18 protein-coding genes are annotated in these 20419 nt (G+C 37.8%); 14 read left to right on the plus strand and 4 right to left on the minus strand.

Annotated elements, in window-relative coordinates:
* Window positions 1-57: 57 nt before the first annotated feature.
* From MKX47_RS03770 to MKX47_RS03785, 4 genes are all read left to right on the plus strand, one after another.
* Window positions 58-3096: an efflux RND transporter permease subunit gene (locus MKX47_RS03770; protein ID WP_340771277.1), complete on the plus strand. Its 3039-nt coding sequence runs from the start codon at window positions 58-60 to the stop codon at window positions 3094-3096.
* A gap of 28 nt (window positions 3097-3124) precedes the next feature.
* Window positions 3125-4207, plus strand: coding sequence for an SDR family oxidoreductase (locus MKX47_RS03775; RefSeq protein WP_340771278.1), 1083 nt, complete (start codon window positions 3125-3127; stop codon window positions 4205-4207).
* Between the two features lie 344 nt (window positions 4208-4551).
* A complete protein-coding gene (locus MKX47_RS03780; RefSeq protein WP_340771282.1) occupies window positions 4552-5316 on the plus strand; it encodes a TerC family protein in 765 nt (254 codons plus the stop codon).
* A gap of 87 nt (window positions 5317-5403) precedes the next feature.
* A complete protein-coding gene (locus tag MKX47_RS03785; protein ID WP_445683570.1) occupies window positions 5404-6768 on the plus strand; it encodes a TrkH family potassium uptake protein in 1365 nt (454 codons plus the stop codon).
* 52 nt (window positions 6769-6820) lie between these two features.
* Here MKX47_RS03785 and MKX47_RS03790 read toward each other — a convergent pair whose 3' ends face one another.
* Entirely contained in the window at window positions 6821-8557 is a 1737-nt protein-coding gene (locus tag MKX47_RS03790) for a B12-binding domain-containing radical SAM protein (protein ID WP_340771286.1), read from the minus strand.
* A gap of 162 nt (window positions 8558-8719) precedes the next feature.
* Here MKX47_RS03790 and MKX47_RS03795 point away from each other — a divergent pair, with 162 nt between their 5' ends.
* Complete coding sequence (locus MKX47_RS03795; protein ID WP_340771288.1) at window positions 8720-10165, plus strand: ATP-binding protein; 1446 nt, start codon at window positions 8720-8722, stop codon at window positions 10163-10165.
* Between the two features lie 127 nt (window positions 10166-10292).
* Window positions 10293-10739: a MarR family winged helix-turn-helix transcriptional regulator gene (locus MKX47_RS03800; RefSeq protein ID WP_340771289.1), complete on the plus strand. Its 447-nt coding sequence runs from the start codon at window positions 10293-10295 to the stop codon at window positions 10737-10739.
* 49 nt (window positions 10740-10788) lie between these two features.
* Here MKX47_RS03800 and MKX47_RS03805 read toward each other — a convergent pair whose 3' ends face one another.
* The 3 genes from MKX47_RS03805 to MKX47_RS03815 all read right to left on the minus strand — a co-directional run bounded on the left by MKX47_RS03805 (window position 10789) and on the right by MKX47_RS03815 (window position 12453).
* The gene (locus tag MKX47_RS03805) at window positions 10789-11505 is read right to left on the minus strand and encodes a chemotaxis protein (RefSeq protein ID WP_340771291.1); all 717 of its coding nucleotides are present in this window, start codon (window positions 11503-11505) and stop codon (window positions 10789-10791) included.
* A 65-nt stretch (window positions 11506-11570) separates the two neighbouring features.
* Window positions 11571-12182, minus strand: coding sequence for a CPBP family intramembrane glutamic endopeptidase (locus tag MKX47_RS03810; protein WP_340771293.1), 612 nt, complete (start codon window positions 12180-12182; stop codon window positions 11571-11573).
* Between the two features lie 85 nt (window positions 12183-12267).
* A complete protein-coding gene (locus MKX47_RS03815; RefSeq protein ID WP_340771296.1) occupies window positions 12268-12453 on the minus strand; it encodes a YkvS family protein in 186 nt (61 codons plus the stop codon).
* Window positions 12454-12622: 169 nt separating this feature from the next.
* Here MKX47_RS03815 and MKX47_RS03820 point away from each other — a divergent pair, with 169 nt between their 5' ends.
* The 8 genes from MKX47_RS03820 (at window position 12623) to MKX47_RS03855 (ending at window position 20275) form a co-directional block, all read left to right on the plus strand.
* Entirely contained in the window at window positions 12623-12811 is a 189-nt protein-coding gene (locus MKX47_RS03820; protein ID WP_340771299.1) for a hypothetical protein, read from the plus strand.
* A gap of 91 nt (window positions 12812-12902) precedes the next feature.
* On the plus strand, window positions 12903-13106 hold the full coding sequence (locus MKX47_RS03825) for an aspartyl-phosphate phosphatase Spo0E family protein (protein ID WP_340771302.1): 204 nt from the start codon (window positions 12903-12905) through the stop codon (window positions 13104-13106).
* Window positions 13107-13327: 221 nt separating this feature from the next.
* Window positions 13328-14194, plus strand: coding sequence for an NAD(P)-dependent oxidoreductase (locus MKX47_RS03830; protein ID WP_340771305.1), 867 nt, complete (start codon window positions 13328-13330; stop codon window positions 14192-14194).
* Window positions 14195-14310: 116 nt separating this feature from the next.
* A complete protein-coding gene (locus tag MKX47_RS03835) occupies window positions 14311-15216 on the plus strand; it encodes a chemotaxis protein (RefSeq protein WP_340771307.1) in 906 nt (301 codons plus the stop codon).
* A 168-nt stretch (window positions 15217-15384) separates the two neighbouring features.
* Window positions 15385-16929, plus strand: a complete 1545-nt coding sequence (locus MKX47_RS03840; protein WP_340771309.1) for a Ppx/GppA phosphatase family protein — start codon at window positions 15385-15387, stop codon at window positions 16927-16929.
* A gap of 14 nt (window positions 16930-16943) precedes the next feature.
* The gene (locus MKX47_RS03845; protein ID WP_445683604.1) at window positions 16944-19085 is read left to right on the plus strand and encodes an RNA degradosome polyphosphate kinase; all 2142 of its coding nucleotides are present in this window, start codon (window positions 16944-16946) and stop codon (window positions 19083-19085) included.
* 125 nt (window positions 19086-19210) lie between these two features.
* Window positions 19211-19978 (plus strand): 2,4-dienoyl-CoA reductase, encoded by a 768-nt coding sequence (gene fadH, locus MKX47_RS03850; RefSeq protein WP_340771314.1) that lies wholly within the window; start codon window positions 19211-19213, stop codon window positions 19976-19978.
* A gap of 60 nt (window positions 19979-20038) precedes the next feature.
* Window positions 20039-20275 carry a short-chain dehydrogenase gene (locus MKX47_RS03855; RefSeq protein ID WP_340771315.1) on the plus strand — a complete coding sequence of 79 codons (237 nt, stop codon included), beginning with the start codon at window positions 20039-20041 and terminating at the stop codon, window positions 20273-20275.
* Window positions 20276-20419: the final 144 nt, after the last annotated feature.

Consider the following 20419-nt stretch of genomic DNA (forward strand, 5'->3'; position numbering starts at 1 on the left):
TCATAGAATACTCGAATCTTAAATAAAATACGCAGAAAATGAAAGGGTTTCACATCCATGAATATAAGTAAGTTTTCAATAAATCGACCTGTATTTACAATAGTCAGCATGCTATTTGTACTCATTCTTGGTACAGTATCGATATTTAAAATTCCGATTACATTAATTCCAGATTTAAATCCGCCAATTGGGGTAGTTGTAACGAATTATCCTGGCGCTAGCCCTATAGAAGTAAATGAAAAAGTCACCAAGCCATTAGAGCAATCGCTCGCAACATTGCCGGGCATAAAAAAAGTTCAATCTACCTCGATGGAAAGCTCCAACCTAATTGTTTTAGAGTTTAATTGGTCTACGAATATGGATAAGGTACAAACGGATATATTACAGCGCATAGACTTAGTACCACTACCAGAGGATGCTGGCAAGCCGAGCTTTTTAAAATTTGACCCATCCCAATTTCCTGTTATTCAGCTTGCATTAGCAGCAGAAAATAAGGATGTCGATATTCGTAAAATTGCGGAATCCTTAGAGCAAGAATTGAAACGTACGGATGGGGTCGCAAGTGTAACGGCATCTGGAAAAATCATTGAAGAAATTCAAATTGAATTAGATGAAGCGAAACTCGAGCAGCAAAACCTAACACAAGCAGATATTATGCAAGTTGTGCAGGCAAGTAATATTTCATTGCCTGGAGCGGAGTTAAACACGCAGGAGGGGCAATTATTAACGACGCGTGTCATCAGTTTATTTACATCGGCCGAACAAATTGCTGATTTAACTGTATCGGTGAATCCACTCACTGGAGAAGCCTTGAAAGTAAGCGATGTTGCAAGCGTTAAGCGCCATGAACAGGAAACAACGACGATTACTCGAGCCAATAATCAGCCGGCTGTGCTGATTTCAGTATTGCAAGAATCAGGCGCGAATACAGCAAGTGTATCTGAAACCTTCCAGGCTGAACTGAATCGTTTATTGCAGGAGCCACAATATGAAGGGGTCGAAGCAACGATTTTATTTGATCAAGGGGATTATGTTCGCCTTGCGATTAGCAATATAAGCTCGTCCTTAATTTTTGGTGGGCTCTTTGCCATGCTCGTATTATTTTTATTTTTACGTGGGGTGAAAAGTCCCCTTATTATCGGGATTGCCATTCCGTATTCTGTGATTGTGACATTTGTCCTGATGTATTTTGCTGACTTTTCACTCAATATTATGACGCTTGGCGCACTGGCACTAGGGATTGGTATGCTTGTTGATAATGCGATTGTTGTCATTGAAAATATTGAGCGGCATTTGGAACTTGGCGAATCACCAACTGAAGCAGCCTTTAAAGGGACAAAAGAAATTGCGCTAGCCATTACCGCCTCCACGATTACGACGATTGCGGTATTTGTTCCAGTTATATTTATTAGCGGGTTAATCGGGCAAATTTTTACCGAGTTTGCGTTAACTATTTCATTTAGTTTAATTGCATCGTTGCTCGTTTCATTAACGGTAATCCCGATGCTTGCAAGTAAGTTTTTAACGACAAAAACGGACAAGCGTATCGAAAAGAGACAAGCTTCGTGGCTATATCGAAATTATAAAAGGGCATTGTATTGGGCGTTAAAGAAAAAGGGAATGGTATTAGCAGCAACGACCCTATTACTCGTCATTTCAGGTTTTTCACTCTATAAAACAGGGACTGAGTTTTTGCCCGCAACCGATGAAGGCTTTGTTACCGTATCAGTAGCATTACCGAATAGTGCATCTGTGGAAAAAACAGAAGCAGTTGTCTCCGAAATAGAAGCGATGGCTAAAGAACTGAAGGAAGTAGATGTTGTTGTAAGTTTAATAGGTGGAAATCAACAATCCCTTTCACGCGGAACAAGTAAACCAAATGAAGCCGAAATTTCGATTAAACTAGTGGAATTGTCAGCACGTTCCAAATCGATTTTTGATGTTGTCGAGCAATTAGAGCAGCAAGTAAAAGACCAAATAGGGGAGCGTGCAGAGGTAGCGTTCTCATTATCTTCATCAACAGGGTCTACACCAAATACGCTAACCTTCCGTGCGACAGATAGTGATGAAGCACGCTTAAATGAATCGGTAAAGAAAATTCAACAGCAGCTCGGCCAAATTGAGTCCATTACCGAGGTTACAACAGATTTAGATGCGACAAAGGAAGAAATTCAAATTGAAATAAAACGTGATGAGGCATTGAAGTACGGTGTTTTACCAGCCCAAATTGCCCAAAGCGTTAATACAATGATGCGCGGTGCCTTTACGACACAAATCATTGCGGAAGATGGAGAGGTCCTGGGTGTTTATACAGGATTTGGAAAGGTCTATCGTGAAAATATCGACGCCTTAAAAACGATGAAATTGCGAACAAATGCTGGGGTATTCGTGGAATTACAAGAGCTTGCCCAAGTCGAAATAAAAGAGATGCAAACTGCGATTCGTCGTTCAGATCAAGCAGCAGCTGTGGCGTTTTTTGTGAAATATAAAACAACTGAATCACTTAGCGGTATTTCAGCGAAAGTGGATGAGGCAATTGAGCAGGTCCATCTCCCGAATACAACAAAAATAATTTTCAGTGGAGATCGTGAATTATTTGATAGTGCAAAAAAGGATATGATTTTAGCCATCATTTTAGCTGTTGTTCTGATTTATTTGGTGATGGGGGCACAATTTGAATCCTTTAAATTGCCGTTTGTTATGATTTTCAGTGTTCCTTTGATGGTCATTGGGGTTGCTCTAGCATTGTTGTTAACCAAAACATTGCTTGGGGTAACTGCTATTATTGGTGTGTTAATTTTAGTGGGGATTGTTGTCAATAACGGGATTGTGCTTGTTGATTATATTAACCAAAAGCGTCAGCAAGGAATCGATACGCAAGAGGCCATTGTGACTGGAGCACAAGACCGGATGCGTCCGATTTTAATGACCGCGTTAACGACAATTTTAGGACTCGTACCATTGGCATTGGGCATTGGAGAAGGAACAGAAATGAATCAACCAATGGCCATTGTTGTGATCGGGGGATTACTGAGTTCGACATTTTTAACATTATTTATCGTACCAATAATTTACCGATTAATCGAAAGAGACTAATCGTGTTGCGAGCAAAGGGGGGAAATCAATGGGTAGTCATTTTATAACAGGCTTTCCGGGATTTGTTGCAACGCATTTAATCAATGAGCTTTTTAATCAAAAGGTAACGAATGAAGTCATAGCTGTCGTAAAGCCCGATACATTGGCATGCGCAAAAGTAATTGTACAGAAGATCGAACAGCGCTTTGAACAATGCCAAATTATACTATTTGAAGGCGATATTACATTGCCCAATTTAGACTTGGCTGAGGCAGATGTCCAGCTTATCGCACCGAAAATTTCGGTCCTCTGGCATTTAGCAGCGGAGCATAATCTGATGATGAAGCGTGAAAAAGCCTGGAAGGTCAATGTTCATGGGACAGCGAACGTTAACGATTTTACTGGCAAGCTGCCGAATTTAGAGCGCTATATGTATTTTAGTACGGCATTTATTGCGGGGAAGCGACAGGGTGAAATTTTGGAAATGGAATTGATTCGCCCGCCTGCATTTTATAATTATTTAGAGGAATCAAAATTTGAGGCGGAGCTATTAGTAGATGATTTAAAGTTAGAGCTGCCGGTAACGATTATTCGACCTACAATGATTTATGGGCATTCGCAAACAGGGAGCACCGAGCGCTTTGATGGCATCTATTTTTTGATGAATGTAATCGATTATTTGAAGGACAAACGGTTTTTCCCACAAATCGGCAGTAAGGATACGGATTTACACGTTGTAGCATTAGATTATGTCGTCAATGCGAGTATCGCGCTTTGCTTAAATAATCAGGCTGAGGGAGAAACGGTTCATTTAGCAGATAGGCAACCCTATAAAGTATTAGTCGTCTATCAAAAGCTGGTTCATTTAATGACGAAGCGTAAAACCTTTAGCAAATTACCACTAGGCATTGCGAAAGTGCTGTTAGAGCAATCGAATATTCGCACCGCCTTACATGTGCCGCCGCAAATGGTTGATTATTTAGACTATGCTGCAAGCTTTGATACAAAGGACAGCCATCGATTATTGGAGCAAGCAAAGATAGAAGGTGTGGATTTATTTGATATTTTGCCAAATTTAGTGGATTTTTATGAAAATAACAAGCATTTATCGAGCTATCATGTAAAAATTTGATTGATTTCAGAAGAATTATTTGATTTTTGTCGGCATAATCGTTAGAATAACAATATAAATAAAGTTGAATATCCGTTTGACAATTGTCAAAGGGGAGTAGCTATAAGGATTTTCGAAAGTGCATGTCGAATACAAAATGTGTCTTTCATGAATATCTTATTTCACATTCGTCATTACATGGTTAGGAGCCATCGGGTGTGATAGCATAAAAATGCTTAGCGAGACCTTTGCCTATATTCATTATAGGCAGAGGTCTTTTCTTTTTTGGTTAAATCGGAGTTTTTCAACTATTATTAAAAGGCTAAAAAATTAAGGTGTAAGCCTTATGAAGGAGGAGAACATTCATGGAAACAATTTTATTAGAATACGCATGGGTATTACTTGTATTAGTATTCCTTGAAGGGCTATTAGCAGCAGATAACGCCGTAGTAATGGCCGTAATGGTAAAACATTTACCGAAAGAACAACAGAAAAAAGCACTGTTTTATGGATTATTTGGAGCGTTTGTATTTCGATTCGTTGCACTATTCTTAATTACATTCCTAGCAAAATATTGGGAAATTCAAGCAATCGGTGCGGCATACTTACTATTCATTTCGATAAAGCATTTATATGATAATCATTTCAAAAAAGAAGAAGAGCACGAAGAAGCTGTGGTAAAAAAAGGCTCTGGCTTCTGGATGACGGTTTTAAAAGTAGAGCTTGCGGATATCGCCTTTGCGATTGACTCAATGCTTGCAGCGGTTGCGATTGCGATGACATTACCTCACATCGGAGATATGCATATCGGTGGCATTAATGCTGGACCATTCGCTGTCATGTTCTTAGGTGGCTTTATTGGACTAGTCATTATGCGATTTGCGGCACAAATGTTTGTTAAGCTATTAAACGATTACCCAACACTCGAAACAGCAGCATTCTTAATCGTTGGTTGGGTAGGGGTAAAATTAGCGGTATTAGCGTTAGGTCACGAAAACTTAGCAATTATTGATCCAGCCTTCCCACACTCAACAACATGGAAAGTTATTTTCTGGGTAGTATTACTTACTTTAGCTATTGGTGGCTATGTTGTCAGTGTTGTTAAAAATAAAAAACAAAATGCAAAATAAATCAAAATGAATAAGGGGATACTTCGATTATAGAAGTATCCCCCTTTTCATTTTCAGCACAATTCATTATACTAGAAAAAATGATTAATGGAGGCGACTACTGTGCCTTTAAAACAATTAGAAAAAAGAAGTATTACCCCGTTTCGCCTTTTACTTACTTATTATTTTTTCGCCATCTTAATTTCGTATTTGTTGTTGCGAATTCCTGGTGTGCATTTGGAAGGTGTACAAGTCTCCCATTTAGATAGCCTGTTTATGGCGGTAAGTGCAGTAAGTGTAACGGGGTTAACAACGGTAACAGTTGCAGAAACATATAGTAGCTTTGGTTTAGCGATGATTTTAATCATTTTACAATTTGGTGCCATTGGTATTATGTCAATCGGTACTTTTTTATGGCTATTATTCGGCAAGAAAATTGGTATGCGTGAACGTCAGCTAATCATGATTGACCACAATCAGTACAATTTATCAGGTGTTGTGGCGCTGATTAAGCAAATTACAAAATTGCTGTTTTTAATTGAAGCCATTGGAGCCATCATTTTAATGGTTCACTTTAAACGTTATTTTGATACGTGGGAAGAGGCTGCTATTAATGGCATATTCGCCGCCATATCAGCGACTACTAATGGTGGCTTTGATATTACGGGGATGAGTTTAGTACCATTTCATTATGATTATTTCGTACAATTTGTTTGTATGATACTAATCTTTTTAGGGGCAATTGGCTTTCCTGTGCTAGTAGAAGTGAAAACGTATTTATTGAAAAAGGACCCAACATTCCGCTTTAGTTTATTTACGAAAATCACAACGGCAACATATGGTGTACTATTTGTCGGAGGAACGGTCATCATATTAATACTAGAAAGCTTTTATTCCTTTAAAGGGATGCAATGGCATGAGGCAATTTTTACGGCCATGTTCCATTCCGTTTCGACACGTTCAGCAGGCTTAACGACGTTTGATATCACGACATTTAATGAGGCGACAGAGCTCTTTTTGAGTGGGCTAATGTTTATCGGGGCTTCACCAAGTTCAGTTGGTGGGGGAATTCGTACAACGACCTTTGCGATTATCATTTTATTTGTCATTGCCTATTCACGGGGGCATTCAGATATTCAAATATTTAAACGTGAAATTCATCTGATTGATGTTTTTCGTTCGTTTGCGGTACTAATCTTTGCGTTATTCATGGTCATGGTGGCGATGATGATTTTATTGATTACGGAACAGCATGCATCAATGAATCAAATCTTGTTTGAAATTACGTCAGCATTCGGAACATGTGGCATGTCCTTAGGGATTACACAGGATTTATCGACAATAGGTAAAGTGGTCATAATGGCGCTGATGTTTATTGGACGTGTCGGCTTAATTTCGTTCCTTTATTCCCTAGGTGGGACTTCCAAAAAGAAAAAGTATCACTATCCAAAAGAACGCATTATTATTGGATAAAAAAAGCTACGATTTGCTCCTTGATAGAGTGAATCGTAGCTTTTGTTCGTTATTAGTTAAAAGAATAGAAATACGGTGTTTCGCCATTGCGGAAGTAGGTGAATAGGTAGCCGGTTTGCTTTGTGATAGCCCCTGTTTCTTCATAGTCCTGTAAATTCATATGGAAGGGAATAATTAACGAATGCTTAAATAACTCGCGTTCGCTAATATTCATTGCTGCAAATGCCTCGCCAACAATCGCTAGATTCTCTTTAATGCGCGTATAAACATCCCGCATTTCAGTTTCAGAAAGGCGATCATCCCACCATAATTTTCGCGGCTGGAACTGTTGACCGCATAAGAAATCGTATTTCATTAAGCTAGTAATGATGTCGATATCTGCGTTTTCGACCGTTTGTAAAAATTCTAGTAAACGGCGGAATAAGTCTTCTAACTGGTGTCCGATGCGACTCCAGCCCTTTGTTTCCCAATACGTACCGAAGTTTTGGAAGAAATCGAATGGTGTTTCGAAGCCTTTTGTGACTAAATATTCGATTGTATGGTCCATGCGATGGGCGTTCCAATACTTTTCAAGTACATCTTCGGCATGTTTAATGCGCACGATGTCATCGAAAGAAAGGACATTGTTTGAGAAAATTTCATACGGTGAAATGTCAACGTATGTGTAGCCATATTTTTCGGCCTCTAAGCGTAGACCAGTACCGCGTAACAGTTTTAAGAAGCCAAGCTGTAGTTCTTCAGGACGCATATCGAATACATCATTGAACGTTTTGCGGAATGAATTGTAGTCTTCTTCTGGTAAACCAGCAATTAAGTCTAAATGCTGATCGATTTTCCCGCCCTCTTTGACCATTGTGACGGTACGTTTCAGCTTCTCAAAATTTTGACGACGCTTTACTAAATCATTTGTTAAATCATTTGTCGATTGGACACCGATTTCAAAGCGGAATAGTCCATGTGGTGCATTGTCATTTAAAAACTGTATCACTTCAGGGCGCATAATATCAGCTGTAATTTCAAATTGGAATACGACACCAGGTTTATGCTCATCGATTAAAAATTGGAACATTTCCATCGCATAGCTCCGGCTAATATTAAATGTACGGTCAACGAATTTAATGGTTTTGGCCCCATTGTCCATTAAATAGCGAATGTCCTCTTTGATTTTTTCCCGATTAAAGTAACGTATACCCACTTCAATTGAAGAAAGGCAGAATTGACAGCTAAAAGGACAGCCACGGCTTGTTTCAATGTATTGAATACGTTTACCCAGATGTGGTAAATCCTCTTCAAAACGGAAGGGTGTCGCAATTTCACGTAAATCAACTTTTGGTGGCTGTGCGTGAATTTTTAGCTTGCCTTCTTGCAAATAACAAATACCTGGCACCTTTTCAAGCTCAATTTCGCCATTGAAGTGACGCAGCATTTCTTTTAATGAAATCTCACCCTCGCCCATAATAATGAAGTCAATTTCTTCGTGCTTGCGTAGCCAATCATGGACGTCATACGATACTTCAGGGCCACCTAATACAATTTTGATATTCGGTAAAACCGTTTTTAACATACGAATTACGGCGATGGTTTCGTTGATATTCCAAATATAGCAGCTGAAACCAACTATATCAGGTTTCTTTTGAAATAGATCCGAAACGATATTAAACGCGGGATCTTTAATAGTATATTCAGCTAGCTCACATTCAAATTCTGGTTGTACCGCAGCTTTTAAATAACGAATCGCTAAATTGGTATGAATATATTTTGCATTTAATGTACTTAAAACAATGTTCATAGTTTAATTCTCCTCTACATATATTCTATTGTAGCAGTGTGAAGCACAGCAAACAATATAGGATAATATACCCATTTAATTCCAAGTGATAGTATGGAATAATATGGAGTGTATATAAAATTCTGAAAATTTTAAAATCAGATGTAGGAGGCTCAGATATTAGTGAAAGGTGAATTGAGTCACATAGTAGATAGTCTATTTAAACAAGCAAGTGAACATTTAGTTATTTTTGATTGTACTGGAAAAATAAAGTATATGAATGATAAAGTTGTCGATACACTTGAACAGTTAAACATTCAGACAAGTTTTTTTGAGTTTACACAAAATAATCATGCTGAATGGCATACGTTCATTACAAAAGTGACTCGAGACGCTACAGCTAGCTACAAATTAGATTTAATTAATGATTTTCAGCAACATGTATCGATCAATTTTTTAGGCTATTATATTGCAGACCGTCAATTTATTTTTTGCATAATCAATTTCAATAAAGTAAAAAAGCCAATACATGAAATGCAGCAAAATCACCAGTTAATAAATGGGTTGCCAAATGGCGTCATCCTTACATCAAAAGCTGGGAAAATTATTGCAACGAATCAAAGGGCATTACAGCTATTAGGTTTTGAAAATAGACAGCTAGAAAGAAGAAATTATGACTTACTATTTGAAAATTGCTATGTCGACCCAAAAGCAATCATCCAATATTACCGGATGATATCAAATAATGAGCTTGCGACAATTTTAGTGAAGCGTATTGGAAACGATGAGCAAGTATATTATTTAGATATTTCTAGTAAAATCGATGAAAAGTTAAATATGCTGGTTACTACGATTACAGATCAAACAGAAAAGATTGGCTTATTAGAGATGGTTAACCACCAAAAATCTTTAGCAACGGTCGGGCAAAATGTTGCGTCAATTATCCATGAAATTCGTAACCCAATGACCGCTATACAGGGCTTTATTCAGATGATTAAAAGCAATGTAGAAGAGCAGGTGAATCCTTATTTTCAAATTGTCGAAACGGAACTTCAGCGGATTGACGAAATGTTAGTTGAATTACTGACAATTTCAAAGCCGAAAAAGTATGATTATCATTTATTGGAATTCAAAGGATTAATCGAGCAAGCGATTACATTACTTCAATTGAAGGCTTTAGAAGCAAATGCAACGATTATTTTTGAATATGATGATAATGCCTCCTACTTAATTAAAGGAAATTACAATCGATTAAAGCAAATGCTTATTAATCTATTGAAAAATTCCATCGAAGCCGTTGAAACGGGTGGTTCGATTATTGTTCGATTACATTATACAAATGCTTCGACACTTCGATTAATTGTAGAGGATAAAGGTAAAGGTATGTCAGAAGAGCAAATAGCTAATGCATTTCAGTCATTTTTCTCAACGAAGGATACTGGGACAGGTTTAGGACTAGTACTAGTGCAAACCGTAGTAGAAGAGCATCAAGGTTCAATTTCTGTAGAAAGCCAACAAGCGGTAGGGACGAGGTTTATAATTGATTTAAATGTATTAGCGAACGAAGGACATCCGGTTATATCCTATTCGACCTATTCACCTAAGCAAAATCTGCGAACGTCTATGTAAAGTGAATTGTCACGGTGCGCAACCGATTTAATTTAGCTCAACTTACTATGAAATATTGCGTTTTTTGACAAAACTTTCGATTAATCGCTATAATAGCCTTATTACTCAAAAATAGAGGATGGTTTTTATGGCTTCAGATGAAGTAAAACAATCGTTAAAATTATTTATCGTATTATCAAGAGCGACGAAAGCAATTAATGAAGCAACGAATCAGTTTATCCAACAAAATGGCCTGAATCCAACTGAATTTGCAGTTTTAGAGCTTCTCTATCATAAAGGTCGCCAGCCGTTGCAGCAAATTGGAAACAAAATTCTATTAGCTAGCGGTTCCATCACATATGTGGTGGATAAATTAGAAAAACGCCAATTTTTAACGCGTGTATCTTGTCCGGACGATCGTCGTGTAACTTTTGCTGAAATTACCGATGCAGGTTCACAATTTATGGACAAACTGTTTCCGGAGCATGAGCAAAGGCTACATGAATTATTAAGCGCATTAACACCAAAGGAGAAGCAAACAGCGATTGAGCTACTTAAAAAACTTGGTTTATCCATTAAAGATTTATCGTATTAATGCGTAAAACACCTCTACAAACTTAGCTGTGGAGGTGTTTTTGCTTTTACTATTGAATTGTTAAGCCCATTTGCAAGAAGGCGTCTTGTAAGTCTGCGGCTACCGAATCATAAATTGTTAGCTTTACAAACATATTATCACGTTCAAAGGCAACTTTAATTACTTTATTCGCATCTTCTAGCGTAGTTTCGTAACCGACAATTTGAATAATGTCCTTGTGCTGCTCTAAAGTAGCGCTCAGATCTAGTTCTTTTACATCTGATGAAATCGCAGTCATCGTTTCATTGACTGACGCTTTTACATCCTCGAATTTGACCTCATCTTTTGTCAATACTTCAATTTGCATAGAGAAGTTGTCATCGGCATTGTATAGCAAATGATCGATGCCAGGTTCTTCTGACTCTAATGTATAGCTTTTAAAATGCTCAATTGTATAGTTCATCTCTGTACTTTTTGAAGTTGTCACTGCCTCTTGATATGTTTGCCCGTTTGAACGATATGTTAATGTCGCTTGTTCATCGGTTTGTTGAGGCTTTGTTTCTGTTAGTTCCGTTGCCTCTCCCTCATTTTGCTCGGGTTCAGTTGTTGCTGGCGTAGTTGTTTCTTCGTTTTCGGGTTGTTTATTTGTTTCAGTTTCGTTTTGCTCGGTTTGAGGTGTTTCATTTGCAGCCGTAGACGTGTTAGGCTCGCCCGTTTCTGTATTACAAGCGGCTAATGTGGCTGATAGTAATAATAATGCACTAATTGTTGTAAATGTTTTTTTCATAATGTGCCTCCTCTTATTATTTTAATAGACGAAAACTAGGAAGGTAAGTTTCTGATTATATTGTATCAAAACAATGGTAAAACTAAAAATAATAATAAAACAAAAACGATATGTGCAACGATAATGAGCGGTAAACTTTTTTTCCATTCATAAAGCGCGCCCCATAAAAGCCCTGCAACAATGGCAGCTAATGCGCCTGGGATAAATCCGCTAATCGCTAGAGATAATGAAAATAATATGGCCGTAATAAAAACAGCCCAAGCAGGTGATGTATAGCGCTTTAATTGCTGCTGCACATAACCACGCCAAAACATTTCCTCACCAACTGCGATAATAAAAATAAGCATGATGTAATGGAATATATGTTGCGGACCATAATTATTTAGAAACTTTGGAATTTCGGACGTAACGTTGGCATCGATATAAGGAAGTAAGATGTAACCTAATTTAACAAAGCCGTACGTAATGGTTCCATAGCCAATCCCATAAATTAAATATTGCCAAGTGGGAATGCGGTCTTCAAATTTACTAGAGACTAAGGCAATGGCGATTCCTACTAGTAAAGTGAATGCGTACAAATACCAAAAGATTGCTTTTTCGTAAAATGTGAAGAACATCATACTATAAAGAAAAATCAATGACAGAAGGAGAGTAATTGTTTGTCTATCCATTTTCATTCATTGTGTACCCCCTTTTACGTATCGTATCAAAAAATACCCTTTTTAGCATCTTTTGAATGGTAAAAAGGGTATTTGGTATTAATTATTCATGATTCGTTAAAATTTTATACCGTTTATGATTGATAACTGTTTTTTCTTCCAATTCTAATTCATGAAAGTTCTCCATGATCGTAATATCCACAATAACCGAATTTTCATTGACTTTTTCAACAATGCCTCTTAATCCATCTTTGAACTCGATAATATTCCCAACTTCAGCAATTTTCATAGACAGTCAGCCCCTTCATCGACTAATAATTAACAGTTTGCATGCAATTATACTACAAAGTTTATCTTTTTTGAATATTTATATTATTCTAGGCGGAATTTAGTCCCTTTTCATACATCTAATAGTTCTGTTATATTGGAAAAAATAAAAAGACTCGAGGTAATTTTAAATGGCGGATTATAAAGACATGTTAGATCAATTACGCAACGGTGAAGTGAAATCTATACGCATAAAAAAAGATGAATTTTTACAATTTCGTGAACAACTTGTGAAGGACGAACAATTTAAACATTTTCGAGGTGAAGCAAAACAAGGCGGGGACGTTGTTTTTACCTATTTGCCAATTCCACGATCATAAAAACTGTCGAATTTTGTTTTACGATTATTTTGTATCTATTATGTAAAGAAAGTATAATAATGGTAACAAGCAATCGTAAGGAGGGATAAAATTGGACGAAGAAAGATTTGATGAGGCATTATTACATCAAATTGAATTAAAAAGACAACTCATGATTCAATCTGGTATTGAACATGGGCTACACAGCAAGCAAACACTTTATTTAAGCAAACAAGTGGATTATTTAATGAACAAATTCAATGGAATTTATCATAGAAAATGGACCATTTCAGGACAAAATCATCATTTGAAATAAATTTAGAGAATGATGTTTAATGTTGAATGATAAGGGAATAATAACATTGAACACAGCAACATTCTCATTTCCCCCTTTAGAGTAGAAGCGACTCGACGCTGCTACTCTCTTTTTTTGTGTATAAGTGTTGATAAGGATTTGTCTAGAATGGCATAACGTACATTGCAGTTTGATTGAAGTTTGATAAAATGAAAGAAACGAGCAAAAAGGGGATTTTTGTAATGGACATGAAAAAGATTGGCTTTATCGGAACAGGCGTTATGGGAGCAAGCGTTGTTAAGCATTTACTCCACGCAGGCTATGAGGTAACGGTTTATACACGCACAAAAAGTAAGGCAGAAGCTTTAGTGTCCTTAGGTGCAAAATGGGCTGAAACACCTGCAAAGGCAACAGAAGGACAGCATGTGGTATTCACAATGGTCGGCTATCCAAAAGATGTTGAAGAAGTGTATAACGGTACAGATGGTATTCTTTCTGTAGCAAAGCAAGGGACAATCGTTGTTGATATGACAACAAGCGAGCCGACATTAGCGAAAAAATTATACGAGCAAGCGAAGGCAATCGGTGTACATAGTTTAGATGCGCCTGTTTCGGGTGGAGATATTGGCGCACAAAATGGGACATTGTCCTTAATGGTTGGTGGCGATGAAGCTGTTTTTGAACAGATGAAGCCGATTTTTGAAACTTTTGGCCAAAATATCGTGTATCAAGGGGCAGCAGGAGCAGGCCAACATACCAAAATGTGCAATCAAATTTCTATTGCATCCGGTATGATTGGTGTTTGTGAGTCAATGGCTTATGGTTTGAAAGCAGGATTATCGATGGATGAGGTATTGCGTTCAATTACAGCAGGTGCAGCAGGCTCTTGGTCATTATCTAATCTTGCTCCACGTATGCTAAAAGGCGACCTCGATCCAGGCTTCTATATTAAACATATTATTAAAGATATGAAAATAGCACTAGATGAAGCAGAACGTATGAATCTTCAACTACCAGGTTTAGCATTAGCGAAATCGATGTATGATCAATTATTAGAAGAAGGCTATGGTGATAATGGTACTCAAGCATTAATTAAATTCTATAAATAATGAAATTTGCATCATAAAATCTACTTTTTTTAGTCGATTCGTTAATAGGAGAATCAAATCCCCTATGATACAATAGAGTCATAATTAACCTGGGAATTTGGAAGGAGAGGCACACATTGGAAAATCAAACAGGGATTTTACTAGAAAGTGGCACAAACGAACTTGAGATTGTTGAATTTGAAGTAGCAAATAATAAATTTGGTATTAACGTAATTAAAGTAAAAGAAATTATTCAACCGATACCAGTGACATTTATTCCACACGTACATCCTCACGTAGAAGGGATTATTCAATTACGTGGAGAAGTACTGCCAGTTGTTGATATGCTTAAAGTTTTAGGGATTCCAACAGAAAATCGCAGTCCCCAGCAAAAATACATCGTGGCAGAGTTTAATAAACAACGTGTTGTATTCCATGTTGACAATGTTACACAAATTCATCGTATTTCTTGGGATCAAATCGAGAAGCCATCTGATATGTATCAAGGAGGCACTTCACAAGTAATCGGTGTCATTAAGCGCAATGAAGAAATGATTTTACTGTTAGATTTTGAAAAAATCATGGTAGATATTAACCCAGAATCAAGCATTAGCGTTGATTCTGTGAAAAAGCTTGGTAAACGTGAGCGTACTGAAAAGAAAGTCGTGATTGCGGAGGATTCACCGTTATTGCGTAAATTATTATTCGATACAATGAACGAAGCGGGCTATGTAAATACGGAGTTCTTTGAAAACGGTCGCGATGCTTATGAGTATTTAGAGGCACTTGTAAAAGCAGATAAAGCAATTGAAAAGCATGTCCAAATGGTTGTAACGGATATTGAAATGCCTCAAATGGATGGACACCATTTAACAAAGAAAATTAAAACACACCCAGACTTACAAAAGTTACCGGTAATTATCTTCTCGAGCTTAATTACAGATGATTTGCGTCATAAAGGGGATCAAGTAGGGGCAGAGGAGCAAATTTCTAAACCTGAAATCGCAGAACTTATTTTACGCATGGATAAGTTAATTTTGTAAAATTGTCACTTATTGAATTGTAGCAATACTTAAAATTGATATAAAATAGAAATGAAAGCCGGATACTTGTATAAGTAATTCCGGCTATTTTTATAAGCTATAATGAGCAAAATTAGGTGTAAGTCACTATCGCAATGAAATGACTTTAAGAAAGAAGTGAAGGCATTGATGGAAAATTTGAAAACCGCCATTATCGATATCGGTTCGAACACCATTCGACTTGTATTGTATTCATATAATAAAAATGAAGGCTTACGTGAGTTTGGCAATATAAAAACGGTAGCGCGCCTTCGCACATATATATTACCAAATGGGGAGATGTCTGAAGAAGGCATTCAACTGCTGGCAGATACATTAAATTCATTTCGGTTAATTTTAACGGATTATGAAGTGGAAGATGTAAAGGCCGCCGCAACAGCAGCTGTGCGTCAAGCCATTAATAATGAAGTTATCATTCGTCGTATGGAAGAAGCTACTGGGATTAAAATTGATATTTTATCTGAAGAAGAGGAAGCCTATTATGGATTTGTTGCTGTAGCACATTCTATGAATACACCTTCTGCAGTCACAATCGATATTGGTGGTGGCTCGACGGAGATTACCTTTTTCATCGATAAAAAACTACAAAAAACGATTAGCTTTCCCTTTGGTACGGTGTCATTAAAGCAAATGTTTGTCAAAGGGACCATTATTAATCATGAAGAACGAACAAAGCTACGGGCTTATGTGACGGATCAATTTCGTTCACTACCATGGATTCAGGATGTAGCCTTTCCGGTCATTGGAATCGGTGGGAGTGCACGTAATATTGCACAAGTACATCAGCAAAAAACGAATTACCCTTTATCTGGAGTGCATGAGTATACGATGAAGGAAAAGGATTTAGAAGGATTACGAGACTATTTAACCCAATTATCATTTGAGCAGCTCAAGCAATTGGATGGGCTATCCTCAGACCGTGCAGATACAATTGTGCCTGCATTAGAAGTATTCCTTGCATTATTATCTGTCGTAGGAACCGATACATTTCAAGTGAGTAAAAAGGGATTGCGTGAAGGTTTAATTATTGGGCGTGTGCTACAGGGAAACTCAAAGGCCTACAATAAATACAATGTATTTGAGGAGAGTGCCCGGCAATTAGCCCAAGCCTATGGACGTACAGAAGAAGAGGTTCAAACATTAGCCGAGCTAACGAAGCAATTTTACGAAGCCTGCTGTTCCTTACAATTATTTGACTATAATCAAGCAGACTTAGAGCTCTTAATAAAAGGAGCGAAGGTGTATGCCATTGGCGAATATATCGAGCTGGATTCTTCTAGCCAGCATACGTTTTATTTAATAGCCAATCAATCATTGCCAGGTCTTTCGCATATAGATCGTGTCAAGTTAGCACTATTGGCATCGTATAAAAATCGTGATTACTTTGAGCGCTTTGCCCAACCGTTTGAAAGTTGGATCGTAAAAGAAGAATTAAAAAAACTACGTGATTTTGGTGCCGTATTAAAATTTGTCTATGCCTTAAATATGACGAAGCGTAATGTGGTGAAGCGTATTGGCATGAAAAACAATGAGGACGACGAGCTTGTCATTGACGTGGTGACGTCCGAGCGAGCTATTGCGGAAAGGACACAAGTCGAAAAACAAAAAAAGCATATCGAGCGTGTGTTCAAAAAGAATATTAAAATCGTATTTAATGAGGAAGGGCGGAATTAATGATGACAACCAATATGGAAAAAGATCCGATGTTTGAATCAGAAAGTACAAAGGCCAGTATTCAAATATTAGAAGAAATCGCGAAACCACAGTATTACAATAACCGTGAGCTTAGCTGGTTGGCGTTCAATGAGCGTGTACTAGAAGAAGCAGAAGATATGAATAATCCTTTATTAGAGCGTTTGAAGTTTTTGGCGATTTTTAGTTCGAATTTGGATGAGTTTTTCATGGTGCGAGTAGCGGGCTTACAAGACCAAATTCGCGCGGGCTTCCACAAACCTGAAAATAAATCAGGGTTAACACCAAAAGAGCAATTAACAAAAATCGCTGAGCGTACACAGGCATTAGTACGTCGCCAAACCGAAGTTTACCGCCATTTAGTGCATGATTTATTGCCAAAGGAAAATGTTTATGTACGGGATTTAAAATTATTAACTCCTGAGCAAAAAAACTTCTTACATGAATTATTTGACGAAACGATTTTCCCGGTACTAACACCCGTAGCGGTGGATGCCTATCGTCCATTTCCCACGCTGCTTGGCCGTACGTTAAACTTACTAGTCCTGCTGGAAAATAATAATTTGGATACAGAAATGTTAGATAAAGTTGCCATTGTACAGGTGCCATCTGTATTGGAACGCTTTATTAAAGTACCTACGCAGGGGAATGAGACCGTATTTGTCTTATTAGAAGACGTCATTTCAAGCAATATTGACCGATTATTCTTTGGTTATAAAGTAAAGTCATCTCAGGCATTCCGTTTAACGCGTAATGCGGATTTAACGATTCACGAGGAAGGCGCACAAGACTTACTTGTAGAAATTGAAAAAGAGTTAAAGAAACGTAAATGGGGCGTTGGGTCACGTTTAGAGGTACGTGACGGTGAAATGAATGACGATGTTTTAGAGTATTTACTTGATGAATTTGAAATTGAGGAATCGGATGTATTTAAAATAGATGGACCGCTCGATTTAACGACAATGTTTAGTTTTGTAAAGGCGATTTCTGCTGGGCGTGAGCATTTAGAATATGAAAGCTTCATCCCGCAACCACCACAGGATTTACAATCGGATGAAAATATTTATGAAAAAGCATTAACACAGGATTTATTTTTCCACCATCCATATGAATCCTTTGCACCGATTGTTGATTTTATCGCAGAAGCAGCGAAGGATCCGAGCGTGCTTGCCATTAAGCAAACGCTGTACCGTGTGAGTGGGAACTCACCGATTATTCAAGCCTTGAAGCAAGCTGCGGAAAATGGAAAGCAAGTAACTGTGTTAGTTGAGTTAAAGGCTCGCTTTGATGAGGAAAATAATGTTCATTGGGCGAAGCAACTAGAGCAAGCAGGCTGTCTTGTGATTTACGGCATGAATAATTTAAAAACACATTCAAAAATTACATTAGTAGTGCGCCGTCGCCAAGGGAAAATCGAGCGCTTTGTGCATCTAGGTACAGGAAATTACAATGACGCCACAGCGAAAATTTATACGGATATGGGGATTATTACATGCAATAAAGAATTTGGGATTGATGCGACCAACTTCTTTAACTATTTAAGTGGTTATACAGAAAAGCCGGAATTCCATCATATTCGCGTATCACCATATGATATTCGTGATGAATTTATTGAATTAATTGATAAGGAAATTGCACTACATAAAAAATATGGCAATGGCTTTATTCGAGCAAAAATGAACTCCTTAACGGATAAGGATTTAATGATGAAGCTTTATGAAGCCTCAATTGCTGGTGTAAAAATCGAGCTAATCATTCGAGGGATTTGCTGTATTCGCCCGGGCATTCCAGGCATTTCAGAAAATATTACGGTCACGAGTATTGTTGGTCGCTTTCTAGAGCATTCACGTATCTTCTGGTTCCATCATAATGGCGAAAATAGCTTGTACCTATCTTCGGCTGATATGATGACGCGCAATATGATCAAGCGTGTCGAAATTTTATTCCCGATTTATGCTCCGGAAATTAAAAAACGTATTCAGCGTATAATGATGACACAGCTGGAAGACAACCAAAAAGCACGAATTCAAGATTCGAATGGGAAATACCATTACAAAGAAAATCACAATAGCGATGTGCGTATTAATAGCCAAGAAATATTCTTAGTTGAATCACTGGGAACAATTGTAGAAGAATAAGCCTTTATAAAGCTGAAAATAGAGCTTGAAGTAGAAAATTATATATTTTTCTATAATTTTAATCCTTTTTATAGTAAAATGAATTTATGAATGGTTGTTCATTTTATTGAAAAGGGGATGGGTGGATGTTACAGGGGAAGACGATTATTATTACAGGTGGCTCTAGCGGGATGGGGCTAGGTATGGCAAAGCAATTTGTGCAAGAGGGAGCAAATGTCGTCATTACGGGGCGTGATGCAGAGCGTTTAGCAAATGCGAAAGTAGAGATTTCGACGTTTGGCTCTAGCATTGAAACATTCCAAATGGACGTTCGAGAGCCAGAGCATGCGCAAGCGATGGTGGACTTTGCTGTCGAGAAATTTGGTCGAGTGGATAGTTTGGTAAATAATGCAGCCGGTAACTTTTTAGTGCATGCAGAAAAGCTGTCGCCAAACGGTTGGAAGGCTGTTATTGATATCGTCTTAAATGGAACGTTTTATTGTTCTTCAGCAGTTGGCCGTTATTGGATTGAAAATGGGATTAAGGGATCACTATTAAATATGGTTGCTACCTATGCTTGGGGTGCTGGCGCGGGTGTTATTCACTCAGCTGCGGCAAAGGCTGGCGTCCTTTCTCTTACGCGTACATTAGCCGTTGAATGGGGTAGTCAGTACGGAATCCGCTCTAATGCGATAGCGCCTGGGCCAATCGAACGTACAGGAGGCGCGGATAAGCTATGGGAATCAGAGGAGCAGGCAAAGCGTACCCTAAATTCTGTACCATTAAGACGACTAGGGACGCCTGAAGAAATTGCGGATTTAGCAACATTTATGCTGTCAGATAAGGCAGGCTATTTAAATGGTGAATGCATTACATTAGATGGCGGTCAATGGTTAAACCAGCATCCGTTTTAATTTGAATAGTTTCAGCTAAATAACCACATACTACCACTATCGTAAAAGGGGGCGTTAGTCGTGGGTATGTGGCTTTATCCAACAATTTTTATTTGTGTGATTCTCTGTCTGATTGGCTATTATTTAACGGTAAGAGTCGGACATAAAATTGAGCATAGTGGGGAAGAGCGGGATTCAGAAGTGCCTGATAAAATTGTAGAGCATCCATTTTTGCTCAATCCCATTGTCCTTTCCTATGCGGTGTTCTTAGCATTTACAGGAATCATTATTTTTTATTATTGGGCGCGTGGCTACTAAATATTCATGCATAACAGGACGAATTCGCTCGTCTTGTTATGCTTTTTCTTTTGCGCTACTGGGCATGTTTCTTAGTCAATGAATTAATGATTATGGTATGATAGATATATGGAAAACAATATGCACGAGAATTGTTGTTTACTT

This window comes from Solibacillus sp. FSL R7-0668 (genome assembly GCF_038006205.1).
Lineage (GTDB): Bacteria > Bacillota > Bacilli > Bacillales_A > Planococcaceae > Solibacillus.

Excerpts from the sequence above, each read along its gene's own strand:
- MKX47_RS03770 (WP_340771277.1), top strand. The coding sequence starts at position 58 with ATGAATATAAGTAAGTTTTCAATAAATCGACCTGTATTTACAATAGTC.
- MKX47_RS03775 (WP_340771278.1), top strand. The coding sequence starts at position 3,125 with ATGGGTAGTCATTTTATAACAGGCTTTCCGGGATTTGTTGCAACGCAT.
- MKX47_RS03780 (WP_340771282.1), top strand. The coding sequence starts at position 4,552 with ATGGAAACAATTTTATTAGAATACGCATGGGTATTACTTGTATTAGTA.
- MKX47_RS03785 (WP_445683570.1), top strand. The coding sequence starts at position 5,404 with ATGGAGGCGACTACTGTGCCTTTAAAACAATTAGAAAAAAGAAGTATT.
- MKX47_RS03790 (WP_340771286.1), bottom strand. The coding sequence starts at position 8,557 with ATGAACATTGTTTTAAGTACATTAAATGCAAAATATATTCATACCAAT.
- MKX47_RS03800 (WP_340771289.1), top strand. The coding sequence starts at position 10,293 with ATGGCTTCAGATGAAGTAAAACAATCGTTAAAATTATTTATCGTATTA.
- MKX47_RS03805 (WP_340771291.1), bottom strand. The coding sequence starts at position 11,505 with ATGAAAAAAACATTTACAACAATTAGTGCATTATTATTACTATCAGCC.
- MKX47_RS03810 (WP_340771293.1), bottom strand. The coding sequence starts at position 12,182 with ATGAAAATGGATAGACAAACAATTACTCTCCTTCTGTCATTGATTTTT.
- MKX47_RS03815 (WP_340771296.1), bottom strand. The coding sequence starts at position 12,453 with ATGAAAATTGCTGAAGTTGGGAATATTATCGAGTTCAAAGATGGATTA.
- MKX47_RS03820 (WP_340771299.1), top strand. The coding sequence starts at position 12,623 with ATGGCGGATTATAAAGACATGTTAGATCAATTACGCAACGGTGAAGTG.
- MKX47_RS03830 (WP_340771305.1), top strand. The coding sequence starts at position 13,328 with ATGGACATGAAAAAGATTGGCTTTATCGGAACAGGCGTTATGGGAGCA.
- MKX47_RS03840 (WP_340771309.1), top strand. The coding sequence starts at position 15,385 with ATGGAAAATTTGAAAACCGCCATTATCGATATCGGTTCGAACACCATT.
- MKX47_RS03845 (WP_445683604.1), top strand. The coding sequence starts at position 16,944 with ATGGAAAAAGATCCGATGTTTGAATCAGAAAGTACAAAGGCCAGTATT.
- fadH (WP_340771314.1), top strand. The coding sequence starts at position 19,211 with ATGTTACAGGGGAAGACGATTATTATTACAGGTGGCTCTAGCGGGATG.